The organism is Sedimenticola selenatireducens DSM 17993 (assembly GCF_000428045.1).
Lineage (GTDB): Bacteria > Pseudomonadota > Gammaproteobacteria > Chromatiales > Chromatiaceae > Sedimenticola > Sedimenticola selenatireducens.
This window is the reverse complement of record NZ_ATZE01000021.1, coordinates 88886-114097: the sequence shown is the minus strand read 5'-3', so window position 1 is coordinate 114097 and position 25212 is coordinate 88886. Positions and strand designations below refer to the sequence as shown.

General features: G+C 48.9%; 21 protein-coding genes. 5 read left to right on the top strand and 16 right to left on the bottom strand.

Annotated features, from left to right (window positions below; all coding sequences use genetic code 11):
- The first annotated feature begins 2 nt into the window (after positions 1 to 2).
- From A3GO_RS0115220 to A3GO_RS0115210, 3 genes are read left to right on the top strand one after another with little or no spacing between them, the layout of a single operon-like run.
- Positions 3 to 533 (top strand): integrating conjugative element protein, encoded by a 531-nt coding sequence (locus tag A3GO_RS0115220; RefSeq protein ID WP_051302423.1) that lies wholly within the window; start codon positions 3 to 5, stop codon positions 531 to 533.
- Positions 530 to 2656 (top strand): type IV conjugative transfer system coupling protein TraD, encoded by a 2127-nt coding sequence (traD, locus tag A3GO_RS0115215; protein WP_029134135.1) that lies wholly within the window; start codon positions 530 to 532, stop codon positions 2654 to 2656. Before A3GO_RS0115220 ends, traD begins: the two co-directional genes overlap by 4 nt.
- Positions 2649 to 3383: a TIGR03747 family integrating conjugative element membrane protein gene (locus A3GO_RS0115210; RefSeq protein ID WP_051302421.1), complete on the top strand. Its 735-nt coding sequence runs from the start codon at positions 2649 to 2651 to the stop codon at positions 3381 to 3383. Before traD ends, A3GO_RS0115210 begins: the two co-directional genes overlap by 8 nt.
- Before the next feature lie 206 nt (positions 3384 to 3589).
- Here the strand turns inward: A3GO_RS0115210 and A3GO_RS0115205 are convergent, their stop codons facing one another.
- Positions 3590 to 4222 carry a TetR/AcrR family transcriptional regulator gene (locus tag A3GO_RS0115205; protein WP_245621753.1) on the bottom strand — a complete coding sequence of 211 codons (633 nt, stop codon included), beginning with the start codon at positions 4220 to 4222 and terminating at the stop codon, positions 3590 to 3592.
- A 282-nt stretch (positions 4223 to 4504) separates the two neighbouring features.
- Between A3GO_RS0115205 and A3GO_RS0115200 the strand changes: the two genes are divergently transcribed.
- Entirely contained in the window at positions 4505 to 6640 is a 2136-nt protein-coding gene (locus A3GO_RS0115200; RefSeq protein WP_169720414.1) for a sigma-54-dependent Fis family transcriptional regulator, read from the top strand.
- Between the two features lie 199 nt (positions 6641 to 6839).
- Here the strand turns inward: A3GO_RS0115200 and ubiA are convergent, their stop codons facing one another.
- The 6 genes from ubiA to A3GO_RS0115170 form a co-directional block, all read right to left on the bottom strand.
- The gene (gene ubiA, locus A3GO_RS0115195) at positions 6840 to 7709 is read right to left on the bottom strand and encodes a 4-hydroxybenzoate octaprenyltransferase (RefSeq protein ID WP_029134131.1); all 870 of its coding nucleotides are present in this window, start codon (positions 7707 to 7709) and stop codon (positions 6840 to 6842) included.
- 265 nt (positions 7710 to 7974) lie between these two features.
- On the bottom strand, positions 7975 to 8922 hold the full coding sequence (locus tag A3GO_RS0115190) for an amidohydrolase family protein (RefSeq protein ID WP_029134130.1): 948 nt from the start codon (positions 8920 to 8922) through the stop codon (positions 7975 to 7977).
- Positions 8923 to 9085: 163 nt separating this feature from the next.
- Positions 9086 to 9586: a universal stress protein gene (locus A3GO_RS0115185; RefSeq protein WP_029134129.1), complete on the bottom strand. Its 501-nt coding sequence runs from the start codon at positions 9584 to 9586 to the stop codon at positions 9086 to 9088.
- 78 nt (positions 9587 to 9664) lie between these two features.
- Entirely contained in the window at positions 9665 to 10951 is a 1287-nt protein-coding gene (locus tag A3GO_RS0115180; protein ID WP_029134128.1) for a TRAP transporter large permease, read from the bottom strand.
- Between the two features lie 69 nt (positions 10952 to 11020).
- Complete coding sequence (locus A3GO_RS0115175) at positions 11021 to 11527, bottom strand: TRAP transporter small permease (RefSeq protein ID WP_029134127.1); 507 nt, start codon at positions 11525 to 11527, stop codon at positions 11021 to 11023.
- A 13-nt stretch (positions 11528 to 11540) separates the two neighbouring features.
- On the bottom strand, positions 11541 to 12545 hold the full coding sequence (locus A3GO_RS0115170) for a TRAP transporter substrate-binding protein (protein WP_029134126.1): 1005 nt from the start codon (positions 12543 to 12545) through the stop codon (positions 11541 to 11543).
- A 330-nt stretch (positions 12546 to 12875) separates the two neighbouring features.
- Here A3GO_RS0115170 and A3GO_RS0115165 point away from each other — a divergent pair, with 330 nt between their 5' ends.
- Positions 12876 to 13346, top strand: a complete 471-nt coding sequence (locus A3GO_RS0115165) for a MarR family winged helix-turn-helix transcriptional regulator (RefSeq protein WP_051302418.1) — start codon at positions 12876 to 12878, stop codon at positions 13344 to 13346.
- A gap of 419 nt (positions 13347 to 13765) precedes the next feature.
- On the opposite strand, the gene A3GO_RS0115160 is transcribed toward A3GO_RS0115165, so the two are convergent.
- The 9 genes from A3GO_RS0115160 to A3GO_RS0115125 form a co-directional block, all read right to left on the bottom strand.
- The gene (locus tag A3GO_RS0115160; protein WP_037375569.1) at positions 13766 to 14521 is read right to left on the bottom strand and encodes a sulfite exporter TauE/SafE family protein; all 756 of its coding nucleotides are present in this window, start codon (positions 14519 to 14521) and stop codon (positions 13766 to 13768) included.
- A 178-nt stretch (positions 14522 to 14699) separates the two neighbouring features.
- The gene (locus tag A3GO_RS0115155) at positions 14700 to 15581 is read right to left on the bottom strand and encodes a SphA family protein (protein ID WP_051302416.1); all 882 of its coding nucleotides are present in this window, start codon (positions 15579 to 15581) and stop codon (positions 14700 to 14702) included.
- A gap of 215 nt (positions 15582 to 15796) precedes the next feature.
- Positions 15797 to 17206: a dihydrolipoyl dehydrogenase gene (gene lpdA, locus A3GO_RS0115150; protein ID WP_029134122.1), complete on the bottom strand. Its 1410-nt coding sequence runs from the start codon at positions 17204 to 17206 to the stop codon at positions 15797 to 15799.
- Positions 17207 to 17260: 54 nt separating this feature from the next.
- A complete protein-coding gene (locus tag A3GO_RS0115145; RefSeq protein WP_029134121.1) occupies positions 17261 to 18532 on the bottom strand; it encodes a pyruvate dehydrogenase complex dihydrolipoamide acetyltransferase in 1272 nt (423 codons plus the stop codon).
- Positions 18533 to 18591: 59 nt separating this feature from the next.
- Positions 18592 to 19131 carry a VOC family protein gene (locus A3GO_RS25815; protein ID WP_157606836.1) on the bottom strand — a complete coding sequence of 180 codons (540 nt, stop codon included), beginning with the start codon at positions 19129 to 19131 and terminating at the stop codon, positions 18592 to 18594.
- A gap of 146 nt (positions 19132 to 19277) precedes the next feature.
- The gene (locus tag A3GO_RS0115140) at positions 19278 to 21473 is read right to left on the bottom strand and encodes an alpha-ketoacid dehydrogenase subunit alpha/beta (protein WP_029134120.1); all 2196 of its coding nucleotides are present in this window, start codon (positions 21471 to 21473) and stop codon (positions 19278 to 19280) included.
- A 42-nt stretch (positions 21474 to 21515) separates the two neighbouring features.
- Positions 21516 to 21812, bottom strand: coding sequence for a YciI family protein (locus A3GO_RS0115135; protein ID WP_029134119.1), 297 nt, complete (start codon positions 21810 to 21812; stop codon positions 21516 to 21518).
- A 498-nt stretch (positions 21813 to 22310) separates the two neighbouring features.
- On the bottom strand, positions 22311 to 23771 hold the full coding sequence (gene gabD / locus A3GO_RS0115130; protein WP_084610126.1) for an NADP-dependent succinate-semialdehyde dehydrogenase: 1461 nt from the start codon (positions 23769 to 23771) through the stop codon (positions 22311 to 22313).
- Positions 23772 to 23856: 85 nt separating this feature from the next.
- Entirely contained in the window at positions 23857 to 24744 is an 888-nt protein-coding gene (locus A3GO_RS0115125; protein WP_051302414.1) for an NAD(P)-dependent oxidoreductase, read from the bottom strand.
- Positions 24745 to 25212 lie beyond the last annotated feature (468 nt).

The following is a 25212-nucleotide window of genomic DNA, read 5'->3' as shown; positions in this document are numbered from 1 at the left end:
CGATGATGAAACGATCGCATAAATCGTTCTATAGGTGGGCGCTGACCGGCCTGGTGCTAATAGCCGTGCCGGTGTGGTCGGGCGTCACGGTGATTTACGACACTGGTGATACCCGGACTCTGGCGCCCTATCTGGAGATACTGGAGCGTACCGAGCCAGCAACCGAAGATCCGCCGATCAACACGCCCCGGCAGGGCGCGGCGGACGTCCAGGCCCTGTTGCCGATTCGCTCCCCCGGCCTGAGTCCGGGGCCGGTACGGGCGAGGTCGCAAGATCGGAGGTTTGCCCGGCCGTTCTTTCTCATCGGTTCCGATCCCGCATCCAGGCAGTGGCTCCTGCAACATCGCGATCGCCTCAAATCTATGGGCGCGGTGGGTATGCTGGTACAGGCGGAAACGCGGGCGGATCTGCAGGCCATCGCCAGCCTGTCCGGTGGCTTGCCCATCATGCCGGCCTCCGCGGTGGATATCGCAACCGCCCTGAACCTCACGCACTACCCGGTATTGATTACCGCCCAGGGCATCGAGCAGTGAGCCGGCATCCCATCGAGGCGCTGCTGCGCCAACCTGTGGAGCTGTGGTCGACGCTGGTGGCGTTCGCCACGGCGCTCATCGCGGTACTCGCCCCCTGGGCCTTGATGATGCCTCCGGGCATCGCCTATGGCGCCGGGGCGACACTGGCCCTGATCGGTATGATTCGGGCCCGCCAAGCCTGGCGGGTGATGCGTTATCAGCGCAATATGCGCCGCCTACCCACCTATCGACTAGCCGCCGCCAAGATCCCGCTCAGTCGCCACAAGCTGTTTCTCGGCAAGGGCTTTCGCTGGTCCCAGCAGCATACGCAGCGCCTGCGGGATACCCTCCGGCCCGAGGTCCAGGGCTACGTTCAACCGGGGCGTCTGTATCGATGGGCGCGTCGCAAGGAGGTGGCGTGGGAGTCGGTCGCCGTGCTGGGTCTACTGGCCCGCTTCCTGCGCACCCGTAGCGGCTGGAATCCCCTGGCGCCGTTGCCGCCGGTCGGCGGCAAGCCGGCCCTGCACGCCGTGGAGCCCGACGAGCAGGATGTCTGGATGGATATCGGTGAGCGGGTCGGTCATACCCTGGTGCTGGGCACCACCCGTGTCGGCAAGACGCGGCTCGCCGAGATACTCATTGCCCAGGATATCCGACGCGGCGATGTGGTGATCGTCTTCGACCCCAAGGGAGATGCCGATCTGTTGCGCCGGGTCTATGCCGAGGCCAGGCGGGCGGGGCGGGCCAAGGCCTTCTATATGTTCCATCTCGGTTTTCCCGAGGTCTCGGCCCGCTACAACGCCATCGGCAACTTCTCCCGCATCACCGAGGTCGCCACTCGAGTTGCCAACCAGCTCCCGAGCGAGGGCAACTCGGCGGCGTTCAAGGAGTTCGCCTGGCGCTTCGTCAACATCATCGCCCGCGCCCTGGTGGCGTTGAACCGGCGACCGGACTATCAACAGGTGCGTCGCTACATCAACGACATCGAGCCACTGTTCATGGAGTATGCACGGGCGCACCTGCGCCGCCACGGGGAGGAGGATTGGCGAGAGAAGGTGGCCGATATCGCCGCCAATACCAAGGAGCGTAACCTGCCCAACTCGCTGCGCGGCCGCAACCTGGAGGCCATCGCACTGATGCGCCATCTGCAGGAGCGGGACCTCTACGATCCGGTACTCGACGGTCTGGTGTCGGCGTTCAAGTACGACAAGACCTACTTCGACAAGATCGTCAGCTCCGTGGGGCCGCTGATGGAGAAGCTGACCACCGGCAAGATTGCCGAGCTGATCTCGCCGGATTATCTGAATGAAGCCGATCCCCGGCCCATCTTCGAGTGGATGGATGTCATCCGTCGCAAGGGTATTGTCTATGTTGGTCTCGATGCCCTGACCGATACCACCGTCGCCAGTGCGGTCGGTAACTCCATGTTCGCCGACCTGGTCTCAGTGGCCGGACATATCTACAAACACGGCGTGGAGGCCGATCCGATCAAGGCCGCCGGAGCCAGTCCGCCCCCCTTGCCGACCATCTCCATGCACGCCGATGAGTTCAACGAGCTGATCGGTGATGAGTTCATCCCGCTGTTGAACAAGGCCGGCGGCGCCGGTTTCCAGGTCACGGCCTATACCCAGACCTGGTCCGATGTCGAGGCGCGCATCGGCAGTCGAGCCAAGGCCGGGCAGGTGGCGGGCAACTTCAACACCCTGATCATGCTGCGGGTCAAGGAGCTCGCCACCGCAGAGATGCTGACCGACCAGCTGCCCAAGGTCGAGGTGTTCACCCTGATGAGTGTCTCCGGGGTGGATGACTCCTCAGAACCCGGATCAGGCGTCGATTTCAAGTCCCGCAACGAGGATCGTATCAGCGTCTCCGAAGTGCCGATGCTCACGCCGGCTGAATTGATCGCCCTGCCCAAGGGGCAGGCCTTTGCGCTTCTGGAGGGTGGGCAGCTCTGGAAGATCCGTATGCCCCTGCCGACAATCGATGCCGGCATGCCGGCCACACTCAGCGAGATCGCCAACGAAATGGAGCGGACCTACATCACCAACGATCACTGGTATCGGATCGAGGAGCCCTGGTGGGTGGCCGTGTCGGAGGTAACGAAACCCGCAACCACCACAGGGCAGGAGGTCCCGAATGGCTGAAACCGTGACCGACCCACGCCGCCGGGTGGTTCAGGAAGGGCTGATCGCGAAAAGCCTCGGCGCCCTGGCCAGGATCATCCAGTGGCTGCTGCTCTCGCTCCTGTTCTCGATCATCATCGAATGGGCCGGCATGCTGCTCTGGTGGCCGGATGAGGGCCTCGAACATAGCCGGGCCATGCTCTCCCGGGAGATCGGCTATCTGGACACCGATTTCAGGAGAAGCGTCATCACCTCCGACCCGGCACGCTTCGCCAAACGGGTTGCCGATAACACCTATCACTACCTGTTCGAGGTGACCCGGTTCGTGGACCTCATCCACTGGGTTACTCCCGCGCCACTGCAGGGCGAGACGGGACTCAGGCCCACGCTGCACAAGTACTACCGTCCCACCGCGGAGTTCGTGATCGCGATGATGCAAATCACCCAGCTGTTCTCGGTGCGTCTGGCGATCCTTATCCTGGCGATGCCGGTCTTCCTGCTGTTCAGCCTGCTGGCCCTCGTCGATGGGTTGGTGCAACGGGATCTGCGACGATGGGGCGGGGGCCGGGAGAGCTCGTTTGTCTACCACTATGCCAAGAAGGCGGCACTTCCCCTGGTGGTGTTGGCCTGGGTCACCTATCTCGCCCTGCCATTCAGCCTGCATCCTACATTTGTCGTACTGCCATTTGCCACGCTGTTTGCACTGAGCGTGGCGGTGACTGCGAGTACTTTTAAGAAATACTTATGAAATACATCTCTCCGTCCCTGTATTATTGTTCAGTGTTGGCAGCTGAGGTGCCTGCAAGTCGAGATTGATCACATGTCCTTCGATTTTAGATGAGTCGCTTTTCCTTTGTTTTAGAAATATATCAACAGTCCCTCTGAACTACTCATCATTTCCGCAGATCCTGAATTCTATACACATGATCGGTGGGTAACGAATTGGCGGCGCAGTTATTCTGGTGCAAGGGGCGGGCAGGGGAGGTTGGCCAATTCCATCGCTTGTGGCTCTTCGAGACCAGCCATGCACAGTAAGCGAATTACGGCCTGGTCGATACTGTCCTGTGTCAATTCGCCGCTGGTGATGGCGATGGCAACCCCCACTATGGCATAGGAGGTCAGTCGCCAGTTCAGATCGGTATCGGCGATCTGGAACCGGCCTGCCTTGCTGGCGTTATCCAGATCGCGAATTGCGAACGGACCAAAGCAGCTATAAATGGCTTTAGAAATGACTTCAGATCGATACAAGAGTTGCTTCCAGCGCTCATCCTGGCAAGCCGTGTTAAGCACTGTGCGGATGCCATATGCATATACTCGGGCTGGATCGTTAAAGGTATTGGTCACTTGGTCAATGCGGACAGCAAGGTTGGACATCAACGATTCGATAACGGCAATTGCTAGGTCTTCTTTGGAGCGAAAATAGCTGTAGATAGTGCCGGCACCAAGATCTGCAGCGTCTGCGATCTCTTGCATGGTGGCGGCGTCTATTCCTTTTTTTGACATTACTTCGCGGCCAGCTTCGATCAACGCAAGGCGGTTTCGTTTCTGGCGTCGTGTAACACGGTTCTCTTTTTTTGGTGTTCCCAATCGGATTATCCCCAGTCCAATTTCGTACAAAATTGGCTCACAAAATACAAGGCATTTTCGGCCTCAGATGTTTTGACTATATAAGCCAATCGAATAGTACGCAAAAAAGAATAGCAGTCAAACTTGAATTACATTCGATACTGATGTATGTTTGTGTCTGCAAGATACACCTGTGTCAGCCTGAGAATGCCGCGAGGATATAACAACCCGAACAAGGAAGAGTTGGACAGGCTGAAATGCTTCTCAATATGTATGCAAACAGCGGGTCGTGTGGAGGATGCCATGTTAGCCAAATCCAACTTGAATGCTCACTTTGAATCGGTGGATCAGGTACTCGATTTTCATGAGAAACAGCGCCAGGCATGGCTTAAATTCTTTTCTACCGGGGAGATAGATGGGAAAGTTATTCGTCATGAGGTTATCGAATCATGGAAACGCTCCGTTAGGCATGGGCTTCGTCCTGATGCCCCCAAGACGAACGTCAAGATTAGCCATCAAAGCATTAAGATAATAAAGGAAAAAAACAGCGAGTTAATCGAAGCATCTGAACCAGTGATGGAGTCGCTGCGACTGGCGGCGAAAGATACGGGTTTCATCCTGACACTTGCGGATCATAACGGGATTGTGCTGGCCGTTTTCGGAGATGAGAAAGCACTGTCCTTCGCCAAAAAGAACAATTACGTGGAAGGGTGCTGTCGGACTGAAAGAGAAGTCGGTACCAACGCGATTGGACTCTGTCTGTACAGTAAAAAACCGGTCCAGCTCAGTGGTCCCGAACACTTTAATGCAAGCCATCACGCGTGGACTTGTTCATCGGCTCCGGTAACCTCGCCCGAGGGCGAGCTAATCGGTGCTATCACCCTATCGGGGGAGTCCAATCGCGTTCATAAACATACACTCGGAATGGTAATATCGGCGGCTAATTCGATATCGGATAGCCTCAAAAGAAAGCACTCCATTAAAGAGAAACGCAAAGCGGATCAGCTGATTCAGTCAATTTTTCGGTGCATTTCCGAGGCGATTATTATGGTCGACTCCAAGGGCTTGATTCTACATGCGAACCATAAGGCGCTGCACCTGATCGGCATGGACATTAAGACCCTCCTTGGGCAGAGTGTCTCTAAGATATTTCCACGCAACCAAAGCCTTCTTAATGCCATCACTGCCGGCGAGTCGTTGAACTCCGTTGAAGTACCCATTGAGAAAAACCGCAAGCGTGCGTTCCTGATGGTTAAATCCTACGTTGTTCAGGATTTGTCAGGCCATACCGGTTCACTGCTTTTTCTAACAGAAAAGAAGGCGTATTTAAACCGCGTTCGTGAGGCCTCTGGCCTGAGGGCCGGCTATTGCTTTGAGGACATTGTGGGCGGGGCTGATTCTTTGCGTCGTCAGGTGGAGTTAGCTAAAACTGCGGCAGCTTCAGATTCACGCGTACTAATTACCGGTGAAACGGGGACTGGCAAAGAATTGTTTGCCCATTCTATCCATAACGCCAGTGACCGCAAGAACGGGCCTTTTGTTGCGATAAACTGCGCCGCTATCCCTCGTGATCTGATCGAATCGGAAATTATGGGCTACGCAAACGGAGCTTTTACCGGGGCACGACAGGGGGGGCAGACCGGCAAGCTGGAATTGGCAGATGGCGGGACCGTGTTCTTGGACGAGATAAGCCAGATGCCCCTGGATGTGCAGGTAAAGTTTCTTCGCGTATTGCAGGATGGCACCATAACCCGCCTTGGAGACACTAAGCCTATAAAATTGGATATTCGCGTAATCGCAGCCACAAACGAAGATTTGTACGAAAAGGGAGTCAACCAGGGTTTCCGGCAGGATCTATATTTTCGTCTTAGTGTGATTGAGATTCAGGTTCCGTCTCTACGTGATCGACCAGGCGATATTGAACGCCTAAGTACGGAATTCTTGAAGCGGAATTCTCAAAAGTCAGGGCGGGAATGTGTCCAAATTGCTCCAGATGCGATGACCTATTTGCTGGGCTATAACTGGCCGGGCAATATTCGCGAATTGGAGAACGTTATGGAAATGGCAGAGCTCACCAGCCATGATGGGGCTATTCATGCAGAAAATCTTCCAGAAAGAATTTTAAAGCATGGGCAAAAAATGATCAGTGAATCCCCATCGGAATGCGCTCCGGGCTTTCTTGGTGCCATTACTCGTGACCCTTTGCAGATGCCCGCAGAAGCCTCCATTCATATGCCATTTCGCGAAACGGAATCGTCGGTGGAAAACGAAATCGAGTCATTGTCGATCAAGAATGCGGAGTTCAAATGTCTCCAGAAAGCAATGGTCGAAACGAATGGCAATATCGCTGAGGTATCCAAGATTCTTGGTATCTCCCGAAGCACGGTATATCGACGCATCAAAGAGTATAATTTGAACAAAGTTATCAATTACAACTAGTTGATTCACAAAAAGTTAGGGGCGCTTCTTTGCGCAACGATACTTCGCATCATAAAAAGCGCAAAATTCCTCGCGGTGCAATAGATGCTAAAAGTGTTTGAGTTAGATATATCGTACGCGCCCTTAACAGGTCTATGCACCTCATGGTGTAAGAGAGGTATCTTGTTTTTTGGCGGTTCATAGCGATCAACTTGGTGAATTATCCAGGATAGATTAGATAGTCTACGCCCAGCGCAACAAATAACACCATACCAGCCCAGTTATTATTGAGGAAAGCATTAAAACATAGTAGCCGATCCCGCGTAAAAATGAGTTTCTGTTGATAAAGGCAAAATATGGTAAAAGCCCCCAGGCCAGTAAGATACAACGCTCCTCTATCAGCGATGACGCCAACGGCTAAAAAGCAAACCAACGTGAACAGTTGAAACAGCCCAATGAACTGCCGATCATAGTGGCCGAACAAGATCGCTGTTGATTTGATACCTACTTTTAAATCATCATCTCGATCCACCATGGCATACATGGTGTCATAAGCCACGGTCCAGCACCAATTAGCGAAAAATAGCCACCAAACCTCAGAGGGAAGGCCCCCTGTTTGAGCCGCATAGGCCATGGGAATAGACCAGCTCCAAACAATACCTAGGAGCATTTGTGGCATGTGAGTTAAACGTTTAGAAAAAGGATAAATTATAGTCAGCAAGATGCCGACTATTGAGAGCTTGATCGCTAGTGGGTTCAGCATTAAGACCAACCCAAATGCCAATAGTCCGAGTAATACAAATAGTCCCAGCGCTTCCGAAACTGAGATTTCACCACTGGCTAATGGCCGTAGTTTAGTCCGTTCAACATGAGCATCCAGATTGCGATCAGCATAGTCATTAATGATGCAACCGCAAGCCCGCATAATAAACACGCCGACCACAAAGATGATCAGCACATTATAATCCGGTACGCCACCAGCCGACAGCCAAAGTGCCATAAGACAAGGCCACAATAATAAAAAACTACCTATTGGTCGATCAATTCGTGACAAACGTGCATAGGCGCTGAATTTTGCCCTTAGTACCATGATCAAGCGTCCGCTTGTTTAATCAACAATCACCTGTATATCAGGTGATTGTTGATACACTAAAGTTTATTCAAAATTGCGTTATTTATACCAATATCTATCTATAGGTAGAGATAATGCTAATCGGATTCAGTATCCGTATGGCCTGAAGTTTTATAGGCCGCAAGTCCACGCTATATTACAGAATCGATTAATATGTCGCTGGCATTAACACAAACGAACCCTCCAACCAATGCCAGTGCATCCACCGGTATTCTCAAGTGGATTAGTCAAGGTTCAGCAACCTCGAAACATTACCACTTGCGATTTTTATACGGTCTTCTTCGCTTACAGGCATTATTTCCAGACAGTTGACGGCAGGAGCGATTGGGCTGAAAGGATAATCAACTGAAAAGATGATCCGATCGGCTCCAAATATTTCCAATGCCAATTGTAAGGGAGGAATGGTGGTGTATCCGCTGGTCGTGACGTGAATATTGCGGGGGAAGTATTCACGGACCGGGAGTTTTAGCCCCTCAGCCCTAGGCTCGAGCCAAAATTGAATACGTTCCCAGTAGAATGGAATAAGCTCACCAAGGTGTCCAATAACAATTTGGAGTTTCGGATGGCGATCAAAGACCCCGGCGACAATCATCCGTAGCACGTGCAAACCGACTTCCCAATGCCACCCTGCTGCGGTAGATCCGAGCGTGAACCCGACGAGGTCGCTGAATTCACCCTTGTAATAAACGTCGCTAACTGAGGGGACCGGGTACGCCGGATGTAGATAAAGAGGAACTCCAAGCTCTTCGGCTTTTGCGAGGAGTGGTTCAAAGCGAGGGTGATCGAGAAATTGTCCATCAATCGTGCCGTTAATCATCGCTCCCTTGAATCCATACTGAATGACCGTGCGTTCGAGCTCGTTAGCTGCATCGGTTGCACTGGCTAGCGGCAGGGCGGCAAACGCCGCAAGCCGCGTTGGGTATTTGGACGTGGCCTCTGCAGCCTGATCATTGGTAGCCTGAATATCGCCGATCGTGGCGCTGGTTGCAGGGAACATGCCATGGCCGAGAACCTGAAGGTCAATCCCAACTTTGTCCAATACGCTGATACGTTTCTCGCCGATATCGGTCAAAACCTCAATCGGGGCATCACTGCCTGGTCTTCCTGGTGCAGGGTACAAAGATTCGAATTTTTTTGAGATCCAGTGTTCTTCAATGCCAATAATTTTCATCAATTTTCTCCAATCTAAAAAATGAAGTTACAATATTCAAATAACTTAAGGCTAAAGTTATTCCATGATCTGTGGGATCGTAGCGATGTAGGCCGTTATTAATTGAAGTGGTAACAATTGAATACGTAAATAATTAGATAAGATGACCTACTGCATAGCTGGGTTAGCAGTTATGGTCTCCCTCCATGGGGACGACCAGCACCGGTCGGTCACTGCAGAACAACATCTGGTGCGCCGTTGAGCCGACCAGGATCTGGCTAAGCGTCGAATGAGTGCGGGTGCCAATAACAATCAGATCCGCATCGATTTCCTTAGCGACCCGGATAATCTGTTCCGCCGGTCTGCCTTGTTCGATGCGACATTCTGGCTGTGCATGAGAAAATTCATCATCGACTGGTAACTCTTCAGCAGAGAATTTCTGAATGCGTACTGTGATCTCCTCACGAATTATTTCTATCCCTTCAGATTCCTGTGCCTTGAACTGTGCTTCAGTCATGTAGCTGTTGATAAGCCGTTCTTCCCTCTGGCCAAGCGGTTCGATTACATGCATGAAAATCAGCCTAGCCTGATTGGTTCTGGCTAATGTCACTGCCATTCGAAATCCTTTTCGTGAATCGGACCCAAAGTCAGAGGCGTAAAGAATGCATTTGAGTTTATTAAGCATATTACTTTTCCTTCATTGGCTTTTTCATTCTTCTCATCACTATCAAGTTGACCAACCCTCTAATCAAGGCGGTTGACCTTAGAGCAACGCCAAGGCCAGTGACGGAAACAGGATCAACAATGCTAGCCGCACTACGTCGGATAGCACGAAGGGAAATACCCCTTTAAAGATCTGACCGATGGGTATCTGTGGCGCCACACTCTTGATAACAAATACATTCATCCCCACTGGCGGCGTGATTAGACCCAGCTCCACTGTGATAACCGCGACAATGCCAAACCAGATAGGATCAAAGCCAGCCTCAATAATTAGCGGAAATACCACCGGCACTGTTAGCAATAGCATCGCTAGGCTGTCCATCACACACCCCAGCAGAATAAACAGCAGCAGCACTGCTGCCAGCACGGCATAGGGCGGCAGTCCCATGCTGCCAACCATCTCGGCTAGGTAAAATGAGATCCGTGACACGGATAGGAAGTAGCCGAAGATCTCGGCTCCAAGGATCATAAAGAAAATCATCGCCGACAGTTTCAGGGTCTCGTCTACCGCTTCGCGAAAACCGGTCATCCGCATCCCTCGCAAGAACGCAATAACCATCGCTACGAATGCGCCGATCGCCGCTGCTTCGGTGGGCGTGAAAAAGCCCATATAGATGCCACCTATAATGATGGCGAACACCAACATGAAGGGACCGAACCCCGCTATACCGATAATTTTTTCTCGCCAATTCGTCGACGGTCCAGGCGTAGCCAAGTCCGGGTTCAGGTGCACCAGGATGATGATTGTGGCGCAATAAAGCCCCAGCCCTAGTAGGCCGGGAATGACGCCAGCCATAAACATTTTGCCCACTGACTGCTCGGTGATCAGAGCGTAAAGCAGCAACGCGATACTAGGGGGAATCATAATCCCCAGGGTTCCGCCTGCTGCTAGCGTTCCGGTCGCCAAAGAATCAGCATAGCCATGCTTTCTCATCTCGGGAAGCGCCACTCGGGACATGCTAGCTGCGGTAGCTACCGAGGAACCAGAGATTGCCGAAAAGGTCCCGCACGCAATCACCGATGCTAAAGCCATACCTCCGCGCCAAGATCCAAACGAAGACCGAGCCGCATTAAATAGCTCCGTCGACATCCGTGCCTTGGAAGCGAAAACTCCCATCAGAATAAACATAGGAATGGGGCTGAACCCATAGTTACTGAGGGCCTCAAAGGGGCCGGATTCAAGGATCGACATTGCCGGTTCGAAAGCGACAATCCAGGTGAATCCGATCAGCCCTGTTAACGCCATAGCTAAAGCAATAGGGCAACGCAGGGCGATAAACACCAGCATTCCGGCCATGCAGGCCAGGCCGATTAGAGGAACACTCATCTTACATTACCTTTTAGAGCTAAGGATTTATCCGCTGAAAGCGGTAAAGCATTATTTGTCGTAACCACTTCACCGATTTGTTATTAGCAACAGATCTCGAATACCCACGAGCAAACTGCGCATGCCGAGGAATAAAGTTGCGACGATAACTACTAGATAGATTCTCGACATCGGTAGTATCAGATCCTGAGAAACTTCCTGGGTCACTAGCGCGTCTTCATAAGCAATCAGGAAACGCCAGCTCATCGCCAAACCTAAGGCCGCAAACCCCAATGTGTAAATGCCACCGATTCTCTGTTGTAGAGTTGCCGAGAAGCCTTGGGTAAACAGGTCGACCACAACCTGTCCCTTATCCACACAGTGGGGCATCGATAACAATATGCAATACAATAAGCCCAAGCTCACCAGCTCGATACCACCACGAAAAGTGAGATCGAAGCCTCCCTCGCTGAGAGAAAAAATCGTACGAGTGGATACATCAACTACCACCACGGCCATCATCAGGATGAGCAATAAACCACTCACCCTGTGCATCCAGTGCGCTATGGAATCGATAGTGTTAAACAGCACTCGCATAAAACCCACCACGTCAGATCTTGCAGGTTTTAGATAACTTCTGCATCTGGAGATACACGTTACGTGCAGGACCTCCTACTTGATCCAAGTAGTTGTTGGTAGCCCGGTCTACGAATTCTTTCCACTGAGGGTTATTAATCCCATTTTCAATAGTAATAATGGTCTGATTTTGTGCCACGGCCTGTTCCCGGCCTACTGTGTCCTCGGCATCCATCACTTCGCCACTTTTGATGGCCCAAGTCAGCCCGGCATGATTATCGATCACCTGACGCAGATCGTCTGGCAGGCCGTTATAGGTTTGCTTATTCATAGTCATGACTAGGGACAACGTATTAAAATTAAACTCGGTATGATGATCTGCTAGATCGTTCAGCCGGAAAGCTTTAGCACCCTCCCAAGACAGGATGCCACCATCGATGACTCCACGAGACATGGATTGATAGGTTTGTGGAGCAGGCATGCCCACAGGCTGACTGCCTGCATCAGCCAATAGCTCAGACACCACCGCGGTGGGGCGGCGGATACGCAGTCCTCTGAGGTCGTCCGGGGTGCGCACAGCTTTACCCTTGCTATGGAGATAGTTGGGTCCAGTGGTAAACACAAATAGAGGGTGGCTTTCGTCATACTCCTGGTTGATAGCACCGTCTGCCAGCAAGGTCTGAACTAAACAGGAGCCATGGGTACTACTCTTCGTCTGGCCAGGCAACTCGACTATCTGGGTCAGGGGAAAGCGATTAGCGGTATAACCTTGAGCGGTGACACCAATATCGGCGATGCCACTGATTACGGCATCATAGATTTTTGGCGCCTTAGCTAGAGTTTGAGAAGGATAAACTTCGACTTTGATGCGATTATTGGAGACTGCTTCAACGGACTTTGCCCAAGCCTGCCAGTGCTTCCCGATAGCGGACTGAGCCGGCCAAAAGTGTACAAAGCGAAGATTGACTTCAGCGGCCTGAGCACCTTGGGCCAAGGTCAGCAAACAAGCTGTTAATAGCGTATTCTTAAGTTTATTCATTGGTTTACCTTTAAAATCAGTAAAATAGTTAAAGGTCGCGGGTGACCAATAGGCAGACATGCTTACCTGATAGACCCGCTACTTGTTTTCTACCCAATGTTGCTTACTTCCAGAGGTAGCTATGAGATTTCACATCCCAAGTAAGATTGACTATTTAGTCAGTCTTACTGACTATATAGTCAGCTAGACTGACTAAATAGTCAAGTTTCTTTGTGATATCGTAAAATTGGTCTATGGTGAGCTGTGACTCAGCAACGATAACGGCGTGTAGTGATCTTGTTGAGTACCTCAACCCCAACAATATTTTACAGTTCAACACAAGCGCATAAAATGACAAATAAACTTGAAATCACACCACCCGTACTTGGAACTCAATGGCGACGGGAAAACATCGGTAGGTTGCTAAATAATACGGTCAGTAGGTTCGAATCCCGTGTAATAAATATATTGGCGGAGTCAGGGCATACTGAAACGCGAATTACACATGTCAACCTGACCCGCAACCTAGATCTTGAAGGTACGCGTCTTACTGAACTGGCACGCCGAGCTAACATCACAAAACAGTCTATGGCGCAATTAGTCAGCCAACTGGAGACGATGGGGATGGTTGAAAAGCTTCCAGACCCGAGTGACGGGCGTGCCCGCATTATTGTATTTACGCCTAAGGGTTTAACCTGGTTAGAATCGTTTCGGGACGCAGTTTATCAAGCGGAGCAGGAGATGCGGAACCAAATTGGCATGAAGGATTACCAAGTCCTTAAGCGTTGTTTGTCCATGTATAGCAAAGATTTCGTTGTTTAGGTAAATGGCGTGTACTTGTCCTCTGACGTCATCTGTCTCACTTACTGAGTAAATCCAGACTTATGAGTGTCCCAAGGTTGAGCGAAAAGTGGTCAGTGACGTCGCTTGGAGCATTGCCATATTGCTCAAATCTATAGCCTACCGCATTTATATGCAGATCGCAGATAACTGCAAGGTGACTAAAAAATCACAAGACGATTGTGAAGTTCCCGATGCAGGAATTATTTCTTTCAGCGCAAACAAAAGACAATAGGAGTAATAGGATTATTCTGCGGATGTCCATGTTCGTCTGGAATAGCAACTCAATTTAAAACTTTACCAAACTACGCAATAGCAATCTCAATCATTGGTCGAGATACTGGAATCCGCCAGTTACCACATGGTTCCCTACGGGTTCTTTCGCATTTTTTCAACATAGATTAATGGATAATACCCGTGGCGCCTTTGTAGAGGAGGTTAAGCCCTACAACAAAAAGAAAAAAATAAAGTATTTGATAAGTTTGTCGTACGTTGACGCGATTAAGAAGGTAGAAGCCAAGTCGAACACCGATAGGAGCTAGTGGAACGAGCACTAATGATGTCATCATATTGGTACTGTCAAATTGACCAAGCGAGAAATAGGGGATCAATTTGATAAAATTAACGACGGCAAAAAACCACGCAAAGGTTCCCATTAAAATGGTTTTGTCTAGTTGTTGAGGCAGCATATAAACGCTGAGAGGCGGAAATCCAGAATGAACGCTAAAACTCGTGAAGCCGGACAGCGCGCCCCAAAATGTTCCTCGAATCCTACTAATTCCTCTTGTTTTCCTGCTTTTTTTGTTCAGCCAATAGTTCAGACTAAAGGAAACTGCAATAACGCCAATTAGTAGCCTTATCAAATCATCTGAAAGATATTGAAATGAAAGTGTAGCAACTAGAATACCCAAGACTGCACCGGGCAGTATGATCTTCAAATTGTCTTTTGAGCACTCACCACGAAAGCTCCACATTGCGACAATATCCATGACTACAAGTAGTGGAAGTAGTACCGCAGCGGCTTGGAATGGTGGAACTACCAGCGCCATCAGGGGTACCGATACGACAGACATTCCTCCGCCAAAACCTCCTTTAGACATACCAAATATAAGTACGGCTGGAATTGCACACAGATAGAAAAGTGGATCTTCGATCACTAGAATGGCCCCTTACTAAAAAATCGCCCGAGCATTTATGGCTGCTCGGGCGCTATTTCCTGGGTTAGTGTAACATGCGCGGTGTGAATTCGACTGGAAGGAAGTGTTCTAAAAGGTCACTGTGCTTTTAGGAAAACCACTAAATAGAACTTCACTACTCCTTAACCGCGCATACCATTTAAAACGGCTTGATGAAGGTCAGCCTAATAGTATCGCCAGTGGGTGCCGGGCCACTGCCAGCTTCTACATCATACTCATTATAATATGCGGCTTTGAGTATTCCACCAATCGCGGGTGAAAAGTAAGACCCCTCTACACCGATTGCATGCTTGCTGAATTTGTTAGCCGTGGAGCCAGTCCCCTTATCCTTACTTACTTGCCACTGATCGTAACCAACCAACCCGATTTCCACATTGCTATTTATTTTTTTACCTATTCCCCACTCAAAAGTAATTTGATCACCCGGCTCAAACCCTGCATCATTTTCGGAGTTCGTCTCGTATCGCATCAGGCCAGATGCTGACAGGCTTTTGTCCTCACTCAAATAAGCAGTGACGCCCCCGGTCAGCATGACAGATTTAAATCCATCACCTGCCGAAGCAAGCTCACCACTGTTTGCTGTGTCCAGCCAAATACCTGCTGCACCTACTGCATCCCAGCGATCACCATGCCAACCAAGCACGACGGGACCAACATAAATATCGCCTATAGCGGTCTTTTCATTGGCGTAGCCAGCGGCAGTGAAATTAAAGTCTTTGTTAATTATTGGAACGATTGCTTCAACTCCGTAGTCGGCCCCCAATATTTTTGTATTTGAAATATGCACAAAGCGATTTGATATCGCAGTGACTGTCCCTTTATTACTGACCGGAATGTCGGCGTCCGTTCCCGGCGCCTTTAATGCATCAATGTCATACCTTACCAGGTAGCCAAGATAATAGTTGCCTGGTGGTGGCACCGACGGCCCTTTTACGCCTTCAACTCCGGGAACATAGTGACCTCCAGCATTTGCGCTTAACGACAGACCGAAAAGCACCGTTCCAATCATTAATTTATTCATTATCCACTCCACGTAACTTAAAAACAAAACTCTCTGGTTTTGCTTGAGGCTGATAAAAATAAATATTTCCTATATTTACCTAATCACACAAACCAAAAAAACGGATATTGGTTCTCTTTTAATTTTCACCGGATTAATCCGCGAAAAATACGACACTTCCTTTTGCCGCTTAATACATCATTATGTTCTGGTACAAAAAAGCCCAAACGCGTGCATCATCTATGGAGGTGGAGCGCTCTCTCATATGCGTCCAATACCGCTTCATGCATCATTTCTGAGAGTGTCGGATGTGCAAATACGGTATTCATCAGTTCCGCCTCTGTTGTTTCCAGTGACTTCGCAATGCCAAACCCCTGAATCATTTCAGTAACTTCGGCGCCCACCATGTGTGCTCCAAGAAGTTCACCTGACCTGGCATCAAAAATGGTTTTGATTAGACCTTCACTTTCTTCCATGGCCATAGCTTTTCCATTAGCAGAGTATGGAAAACGGCCTATTTTGGTCTCTAGCCCCAGTTCCTTTGCTTTTTGTTCTGTCAGTCCGATGCTAGCTACTTGTGGATGGCAGTAGGTACAGCCAGGGATACTGTCCCTGGTGGGTTTGGTGTGATTGGTTTTTCCACTGATAACTTCGGCCGCGACAATACCTTCATGGCTGGCTTTGTGTGCTAGACAGGGTGCACCCGCAACATCACCGATGGCATATATCCCGGGTGAACTTGTGAGCCCTTGAGAATCTGTTTTAATAAATCCATTTTCATCGAGTTGGACTCCACAACGCTCGAGCCCCAGTTCTTCTGTATTTGGAACGACTCCCACAGCGCTTATGATGCGATCAAAAATATGAGTGGATTTTTCATTACCTCTTTCAATGTGTACTTCCACACCGTTGTGCAATCTTTTGACTTTGCCTAAGTTGCTATCGGTGAAGATTATCATTCCTTGCTTAACGAGTGACTTTTCCATATAAGCTGAAATTTCGTCATCCTCGTTTGGAAGGATCTTTGGTAACATTTCAACCACAGTTACCTTAGCGCCTAGTTTCAAAAAGAAACTTGCGAACTCCATGCCAATTGCACCAGATCCAACGACCAATAAGTTTTGAGGAATTTCATCAGGAACCAGCGCCTCTTTGTAGCTCCAGATGTAGTCTCGATCTATTTCAAGACCAGATACGTTTCTTGCTCTTGCACCAGTCGCGATAATGATATTATCGGCATGCAGTATCATTTCACCTTTATCCGCCCTAGTCACACTGAGCCGTTTCTCTGGTAACAATGTCGCGTGTCCATCAAATGTTGCTACCCTGTTTTTCTTTAATAGATGCCGTACCCCATCGCCCAGCTTTTGTGAAATCGCACGCGAACGGGCGACGATGGCTTTAATATCAATACTGACGTTAGTGACATTAATACCGAAGCTAGATGCGTTCTTGATTTGGGTATATCTTTCCGCAGACTGAAGCAGAGACTTTGTTGGTATGCAGCCCCAGTTCAAGCAGATACCGCCATAGTGCTCCCTTTCAATTAGGGCGACTTTGTTACCTAATTGCGCTGCCCGGATCGCTGCGACATATCCACCTGGCCCTCCACCAACAACGGCAATATCATATTTCTGATTAGTCATTTATCTTTTACCTACTACGAAATTAGAGGACTGTCATACAATCCATAAAGTGACTTAAAGCATCATTGCCATGGGGTCTTCGATATAGTCTTTGAATGCCTTTAGGAAATGTGCGCCGATAGCGCCATCCACCGAGCGATGGTCAACGGAGAGGGTACACGTCATCGCAGTAGCTACCACCAACTCACCATCCCTCACTACCGCTCGCTGCTCACCTGCACCTACTGCCAAAATGCAGGACTGTGGTGGATTTACAATGGCAGAGAAGCTTTTGATTCCAAACATCCCCAAATTGGAGATGGTAAACCCCCCTCCTTGATATTCATGGGGCTGAAGTTTTCCGTTGCGCGCTTTCTCTGCAAGGGCCTTCATCTCTTTGGAGATGGTGCCGAGCCCTTTCTGATCCGCATTACGAATAATCGGTGTGATAAGACCTGACTCCGTCGCCACTGCAATTGCGATATCTACATCGTGGTAGCGGAGGATTGCATCTTCAGACCAACTGGAATTGGCATCAGGAACGTCTCTTAATGCCAAAGCGGACGCTTTTATAATCAGATCATTTACAGAGAGTTTAATGGGATTAGTGACGCGTGAAGTTCGATCATTCAGTTCTTGCCTTAACGCAAGTAGCGCGTCCAACTCTAGATCAACGGTTAAGTAAAAGTGTGGTATATCACGCTTAGAATCACCAAGGCGCTTTGCGATTACTTTTCGCATACCACTATTGGGTATTACGTCGTAATTGGGAATATCATCCGTTTGCGCTGACGCAGTAGTAACGACTTCTCCCTTTGATAATATTGTTTGAGATTGATGAGTAATGGCGCTAACTATGTCATTCTTTACGATTCGGTTGTGTGGGCCAGTGCCGCTGATAGATAAGAGGTCGATGCCATGCTCTTGGGCGATACGCCGCGCCAGTGGGCTTGCAAAAATACGTTTGTTTCTGTTACTACTGGAGTTAGTAGCAAGCGCAGATTTCTGAGCGACAGTAGTTGGTATTGCATGAGAAACCTTTTCTATTTCTACGCTAGCCTCACATTTATTACCAACTAGAATTTGGTCTATATCCGCATTGCTCTCTCCATCTTCTAACAACACTGCAATGCATTGATCTACCTTTGCGATCTCTCCATTACCAATTAATATTTTACCCAACTTGCCAGAATACTCGGATTCTACTTCGACTACTGCCTTGTCGGTTTCGACTTCGAGCAGCACATCACCCTTGTTCACTTTGCTTCCCTCTGAAACCAGCCAATTGTCAATTCTGGTCTCTGTCATATCCGCCGTTAACGCAGGCAGCATTATCTCGATTGGCATTTCTATCTCCTAAAGTGTTCTACTCATGCCGCTATTCAAAGTGGATAAAATTAATGTTGTTATCTAGATGGATACTTTGGGTGCCATAATCTTGTGGTGGTCTCTTTTTCGTACTGTTTTCCACCGGGAAAACTCACGAGTTCAAGCTGTAATCCCCACGGTGCAAGAAAATAGACCCAGGTCTGCCCTCCGCTTGGCCCAGAATCACGCACGGTAGGCTCCCCTAGGATTTTTACATCCCGCTTTCGCAGAAAGGTCAATGCAGCATCCATGTCATCGACGTAAAATGCTAAATGGTGTCCTCCAATATCGCTGTTGGAAGGCGGTTGAGGGTTCTGGTCTGGAGTTTCGTATTCAAATAACTCCAAATTGGACCCGTTGGCACAGCGAAGAAATCTAAGCTTTTTCATGACTGTTCTTGGATGAACATTTAGGTGCACGGCCATCCAATCGTCATCAGAGGAAAATGGGCCAAGCTCGTAGAATGGCTCACAGCCGATAACATCGACGAAAAAATCAATCGCCTGATTCAGATCCGGAACTGTCAATCCAATATGATCTATGCCACAAAGCCCCGGCAATCCATGTGAACTGTTCACTCTATCTCTCCGCAGTAAGCCCGCTATTAACGGGTATCTAAATCAAAGTTGTCCTCTGGCGATAGCGCAAAGGCAAACCAGTACATGGGAAATCATAAATGAGCTGTAAAATGCGCGTTCGGTCGATGACTATTGCGCTTTAACGATTAACTCACCAGTTGCAAGGGTTGCCCCTGTTCTAGGACCATTTCACTAAAACGCTCGATAATCTCATCTCTGCCTGCAGTGGTTGCGTTTTCAAGCACCTTAGAGACACTTGGAGACCCTTCTCCACCAACCACTCTTTTCACCGGCTGATCAAGATAATCAAAGAACCGTTTTTGGATCTCGTCACTAAGATTGCCGCCGTAGGATGCAGTAACTGACCCCTGCTCGACAATCACGACGTTGTTTGTCTTTCTTATACTTTCACCAACGGTATCCCAATCGATACCAGCTCGATCCAATGAGCGGAGATCGATTACTTCTGCATCAAATCCATGTTGTTCCGAGACATTAATGCATTGATGAACCATATCGAGATACGTCAAAACAGTGAATTTAGACCCTGACCGAATGACCTTGGCCTTGCCTAAGGGAATAAAAAAATCAAGGTCATCAGCCGGTGCATCCATGATTTGGTTGTACAGGTCGACGTGCTCAATCACTAATACTGGATCCTCACAAAGCAATGCACTGTTCATTAATCCTACATAGTCGTAAGGAGTAGAAGGGGCAACTATGCGCCAACCGGGCCAATTAAAATATAGACCGGCCGGATCCATGGAGTGCTGCGAACCGTAGCCAGTCCCCATCGCAACTTTTGTTCGGAGGACAACCGGCATAGGAGTCTGGCCGCCATACATATGACGCGCACGAGAGATCTGATTAAATACCTGATCTGCAGCGACTAGCACAAAATCTGGATACATCAACTCAATAACTGGCCTGAAGTGACCGTCCATTGCGGCCCCACCACCGGCTCCGACAAATGAATTTTCAGTAATAGGGGTTGGAAGAACACGGTTTGTGAATCTCTCCGACAATCCGCGAGTAGCTCCATTTGTGCCACCCTTAAGGCGGTGTATGTCTTCTCCTAGGCAGAATATGCGAGGATCTTCCTCCATTCGCTTGTGCATCACGTCGGCAATGATGTCGACAAATTTACGAGGTTCTAGCTTGCCGGTAAATGCAGACTGTTCTACAAACCTGGCTCCCTCAAACTCTGATAGATCACCTCGAATGCCGACATCACAAAACTCAGGCTTGGGCCACAGCGACTCGATAATGGAACGCTTGCCGTACTGGCCATCAGTCAATCGGCCAGCGACCTCAATCATTGCGGCTTTCACATCATTCTGAATTTGCTCTTCTTCGGCATCGGTAAGCCATTTACGCTCCTTCATCTCCATTGCGACCCGCAGTAAGGGATCCCTGGCTTTCCATTGTTCTTCCTCTTCCTTACTTCGATACCGAAAAGCACTTCCTGCAAAGCCACCGCTGTGATGTAAATAGCGATATACTTCTGCCTCTATCATTACCGGTCCTTTACCCGCCCGCATATGTTTAAGCGCCTCTTTGGTGGCTAACATAACTGCCACCGGATCCATGCCATCAACTAGAAATGCGGGTATTGATGATCCTGCCGCCCTCAGAGACAAGCGCGGGTCTGGGGCTGATTCGGCTACGGTGGTAGCAACCGCATAACCATTATTTTCAACGAAGAAGCAGAGTGGAAGTTTCCATATCGCTGCAAGATTAAGGCTCTCCTGCACAGAACCAATATGCGCGCTACCATCGCCATAGCAAGTGAACACGGCATCATTAGAATTTTGATGTTTACGTGACCATGCGACGCCCGCTGCTAATGGTACGCCACCACCGACAATGGCATTGGTGCCCAGGCACCCGGCATCTTTCCACCGCAAATGCATCGATCCACCGCGCCCACAGCAATACCCTTGGGCGAGTCCCATAATCTCGGCCAATGTTTTTTGAAGCACTTCTTTGATGTGTTCGGGAGCTGCATTCTGGCAAGGGTCAAGCTCGAATACCCCTACATAGGCAAGCGCTTTGGCAAGAAACTGGTGATGCCCACGATGTGAGCCATTCATTTGATCCGTTGCTTGCATTGCTAGCACAGAACCAACGGCTCCACCCTCTTGCCCTATACTGGAATGCACTGGGCCATGAGTCAGTCCTTCTTTTTCCAACTGGAGCAATTCTTGCTCAAAAGCGCGGATCAGATGCAGTAGATGAAATATCTTCATTAATCCACTGCGGCCAAGATTTGTCCAATCCTCTGCACTAGATTGAATCTTGATCCATGGGGCTTCGTGCTTGAGTTTAACCTTTTTTGCCATTATGCCACTCCCGTAACACTTGCTTCTTAAATACCCGGAAGATTATTTTGCGGAGATATTATCTACACGCTTATGGAAAGGCTTAATATGAATGCTTTCCCAGATACCTGCTGCATAAAATGGATCGTTTTTGTTAAAAGCCTCCACTTCTGCAATATTGTCAGCTTCAACAAGAAAAAAGCTGCCCAGCATAGTTTCACGATCTTCCTCGTCGACGATTGGCCCGGACATAAGAAACTTGATTGGGTTACCCATCAGATACGCTTTATGTGCATCATAATTGGCCAGACGTTTTTCAACGTGGTTTGGCTTGTCTTGGCAATAAACGATGTAGTGCATTTTATTTCTCCTGGTCGACTAAGTAGTACCTATTGAACATTGCAATTACGCAACACGGATATTCCGTTACGCACGTGTTGCAACCATCATGCCATCGATGCATTCGCGTTCAGTGTCATTGGAAAAAATTCTGAAATGGCCGGTTTATTGCCATCATTTAGTGTTTGTCTGGCGGTAACATCTAACTACTATTTGTGCATTGCCAATAGACATTGCGACGGCAATGTCGGACAAATGATTAGATTTGATATGGGTGTGTCAGAATGAAAATGATGAAATACAGATTCAAATATCACATCTTATTAGCGAACATATATGATTACTGTAAATAACTGAGGCGTTAGCGATTTACATATGTTTCACAATAGTCACAGATAAACGAAGACAAATGGGGAGAAAAATCGGAAGTGAGCATAGGTAATACGAAATGGCCGGGAGGCAGCATTATGCCTCCCTTTTCACCCTTAGTTAAACTAGACAGGGTATAGTTTAACCAGTTTATTCAGTACTTATACCGCCCATGCATAGGTACTTGATCTCCATGTAATCATCCAGGCCATACTTAGAACCTTCGCGGCCATTACCCGACTCCTTGATGCCACCAAATGGCGCCACTTCAGTAGAAATAATGCCCTCGTTGATGCCAACGATTCCATACTCTAAAGCCTCTGCGACACGCCAGACTCTGCTAATATCGCGACTGTAAAAGTATGAAGCCAAGCCAAACTCTGTGGCATTGGCCATTTGAATTGCATCGTCTTCGTTAGCAAACTTAAAAATCGGGGCCAATGGACCGAAGGTCTCTTCTCGGGCGCAATCCATGTCTGCAGTCACACCGGTCAATACTGTGGGCTGAAAAAAGGTACCACCTAATGCGTGTCGCTCACCACCAAAAGCAATACTGGCCCCCTTTTTCTTGGCATCGGCAATATGTTCTTCAACTTTTTCTACTGCACTTATATCAATCAGAGGACCCTGTTGGGAGCCTTCCTCAAAACCATCTGCAACCTTCAATAGACTGACCGCTTTTACCAGTTTTGTAACAAATTCATCATGTATCCCTTCCTGTACTAATATGCGATTGACACACACACAAGTCTGGCCGGTGTTGCGATATTTCGAGGCAATTGCGCCCTGAACGGCCTGATCAATATCAGCGTCGTTAAATACGATAAAGGGCGCATTACCACCCAGTTCCATCGAAACCTTTTTTACTGTATCGGCACATTGCCGAATTAAAACCTTGCCGATGTCAGTTGACCCGGTAAAGGTTAGCTTTCTTATGATAGGGTTTGACGTTAGTTCTTCGCCGATGGCCGACGCCGAGCCAGTTACAACATTGAGCACTCCGTTAGGGATTCCTGCGCGTTTTCCCAGTTCCGCAAGAGCCAGAGCGGAGTAAGGCGTCATGCTTGCAGGTTTGACGACAATGGAACATCCGGCTGCCAGAGCAGGACCGCACTTGCGGGCTATCATTGCATTGGGGAAATTCCACGGGGTAATTGCTGCGACCACACCTACAGGTTGCTTTACAACGACTATACGCTTGTCCGAGGCCGGTGCGGGAATAGTGTCCCCATAAACCCGTTTGGCCTCTTCAGCAAACCACTCTATGTAGGATGCACCATAAGCGATTTCACCCCGGGATTCGCTTAGTGGCTTTCCCTGCTCAGAGGTCATCAAAACGGCTAGGTCCTCCTGGTTCTCGAGGATTAGCTCATACCATCGACGTAAAATAACGGCACGCTGCTTTGCAGTTATAGACCGCCAGGCAACCTGTGCTCGCTCGGCTGCATATATGGCGTTACGGGTTTCGTCCCTGCCCATTTTTGGAACCGTTCCGATTGCTGTTCCGCTGGCGGGATTAGTAACGGTAATGGTTTCTCCCCGATCGGCGTCGCACCATTGACCATCGATAAAGCACTGCTGACGAAATAGACTGGAATCCTGTAATTTCATAATCTTGCTCTACTTGATTTAAGTTTGAAAAAAAAAGAGAACCTCCGATGAGATTCTCCTTTTTTTAGGTAAAAGCGGGTTATGCCTACTGCTCTATGCCTGCAAGTTTCTCAAGCAGGTTAACGTAGGCAAAGAAGTCCTGTTCTCCCATGCCCTGAGCCTTCATAGCGCTCCAGTTTTGACGAATTTGGGAAGTTAATGGCATAGGAGTATCGTTCTGGCGCGCGGTATCCAGCGCCAAATCGAAGTCCTTTCCCATTTGAGAAGCTGTAAATGCGGGAGCAAAATCACGTTGTTTCAGCGCTTCCGTCTTATAATTAACCAGCGGGGATGCGACTACACTGGCATCAATGATCTCGATCATCTGGTTCCAGTCCATGCCGCCCTTCTCACCGAACACAAGTGCCTCCCCAACCATTGCCGCTGTTGTTCCAACCATCATATTCAGCGTCAACTTGAGGTAGCGTGCTTCTTCACCCTCTCCCACGTGAAACAATGCCTTTCCCATTGCTTCGAAAAGGGGGGTACTTGTCTCGTAGGCGTTCCGTGGTCCCGAGGCAAAAATAGTCAGAAGTGCAGCCGCAGCAACTACGGTACTACCGGATACAGGGGCACGAAGATAGGGGATATTACATTCATCTGCTTTTTCCGCCACTTCGGCAGAAGCCTTGGGCGAAACGGTACTCATATCAATAAAGATAGTTCCAGGTTTGGCATTTTGCAGCACCCCTGCATTGCCAAGGGCGGTGCTCTTGAGAGCATCATCGTCAGAAATCATCGATATGACAATATTGACTTCGGCTGAAAGTTCGGCAACAGAGCCGGCTAACTTGGCGCCCAGTTCAACGAGTTCCGTTGCTTTCTCCTTCGTCCGGTTGTAGACAACCAGAGAGAACCCTTTGTCAATCAGATTTTTGGCCATTGGAATTCCCATTTTACCAAGACCAATCCAGCCAATCCTTAAATTGCTCATTGTTCGCATCTCCTTAAGATGAATTTATACACACAATCGAATGAACCTGATTCCGTAATCAGGTCTAGCAATACCTGCGCCATGTTTAGTTGTGCAAAAAAATCACGATGAGAAAGGGAGAGCTGAATAAATAAATAACAAATACATAAATACTAGATATTCAATGCCTTATGATAACGCCTGCTATCGTTTTTTTCATTTTCCTACGGAGAAAGTCCTGGCCGTACTCATGCTGATGGAGCGTAATTCGTGACTCCACTAAATGTTATCTACCCTTGCTGCGATAAATTTGTATCAATTTGGTATACCTGTCGAATTGGGACGAATTATTGATGTTTTAACTTCATGGAAGCTATGACTGGCGAGGGTAGAGCTACAAGTGCTGAACGTGAAAGATTTATACAACGAGCGATATTGAATAGGTAAATATTCTATATGGTATAAATATTGCTGAGACGAAGCATTCCA

Coding starts and splice junctions, on each gene's coding strand:
- A3GO_RS0115220 (WP_051302423.1), top strand. CDS start 3: ATGATGAAACGATCGCATAAATCGTTCTATAGGTGGGCGCTGACCGGC.
- A3GO_RS0115210 (WP_051302421.1), top strand. CDS start 2,649: ATGGCTGAAACCGTGACCGACCCACGCCGCCGGGTGGTTCAGGAAGGG.
- A3GO_RS0115200 (WP_169720414.1), top strand. CDS start 4,505: ATGTTAGCCAAATCCAACTTGAATGCTCACTTTGAATCGGTGGATCAG.
- ubiA (WP_029134131.1), bottom strand. CDS start 7,709: ATGGTACTAAGGGCAAAATTCAGCGCCTATGCACGTTTGTCACGAATT.
- A3GO_RS0115190 (WP_029134130.1), bottom strand. CDS start 8,922: ATGAAAATTATTGGCATTGAAGAACACTGGATCTCAAAAAAATTCGAA.
- A3GO_RS0115185 (WP_029134129.1), bottom strand. CDS start 9,586: ATGCTTAATAAACTCAAATGCATTCTTTACGCCTCTGACTTTGGGTCC.
- A3GO_RS0115180 (WP_029134128.1), bottom strand. CDS start 10,951: ATGAGTGTTCCTCTAATCGGCCTGGCCTGCATGGCCGGAATGCTGGTG.
- A3GO_RS0115175 (WP_029134127.1), bottom strand. CDS start 11,527: ATGCGAGTGCTGTTTAACACTATCGATTCCATAGCGCACTGGATGCAC.
- A3GO_RS0115170 (WP_029134126.1), bottom strand. CDS start 12,545: ATGAATAAACTTAAGAATACGCTATTAACAGCTTGTTTGCTGACCTTG.
- A3GO_RS0115165 (WP_051302418.1), top strand. CDS start 12,876: ATGACAAATAAACTTGAAATCACACCACCCGTACTTGGAACTCAATGG.
- A3GO_RS0115155 (WP_051302416.1), bottom strand. CDS start 15,581: ATGAATAAATTAATGATTGGAACGGTGCTTTTCGGTCTGTCGTTAAGC.
- lpdA (WP_029134122.1), bottom strand. CDS start 17,206: ATGACTAATCAGAAATATGATATTGCCGTTGTTGGTGGAGGGCCAGGT.
- A3GO_RS0115145 (WP_029134121.1), bottom strand. CDS start 18,532: ATGCCAATCGAGATAATGCTGCCTGCGTTAACGGCGGATATGACAGAG.
- A3GO_RS0115140 (WP_029134120.1), bottom strand. CDS start 21,473: ATGGCAAAAAAGGTTAAACTCAAGCACGAAGCCCCATGGATCAAGATT.
- A3GO_RS0115135 (WP_029134119.1), bottom strand. CDS start 21,812: ATGCACTACATCGTTTATTGCCAAGACAAGCCAAACCACGTTGAAAAA.
- gabD (WP_084610126.1), bottom strand. CDS start 23,771: ATGAAATTACAGGATTCCAGTCTATTTCGTCAGCAGTGCTTTATCGAT.
- A3GO_RS0115125 (WP_051302414.1), bottom strand. CDS start 24,744: ATGAGCAATTTAAGGATTGGCTGGATTGGTCTTGGTAAAATGGGAATT.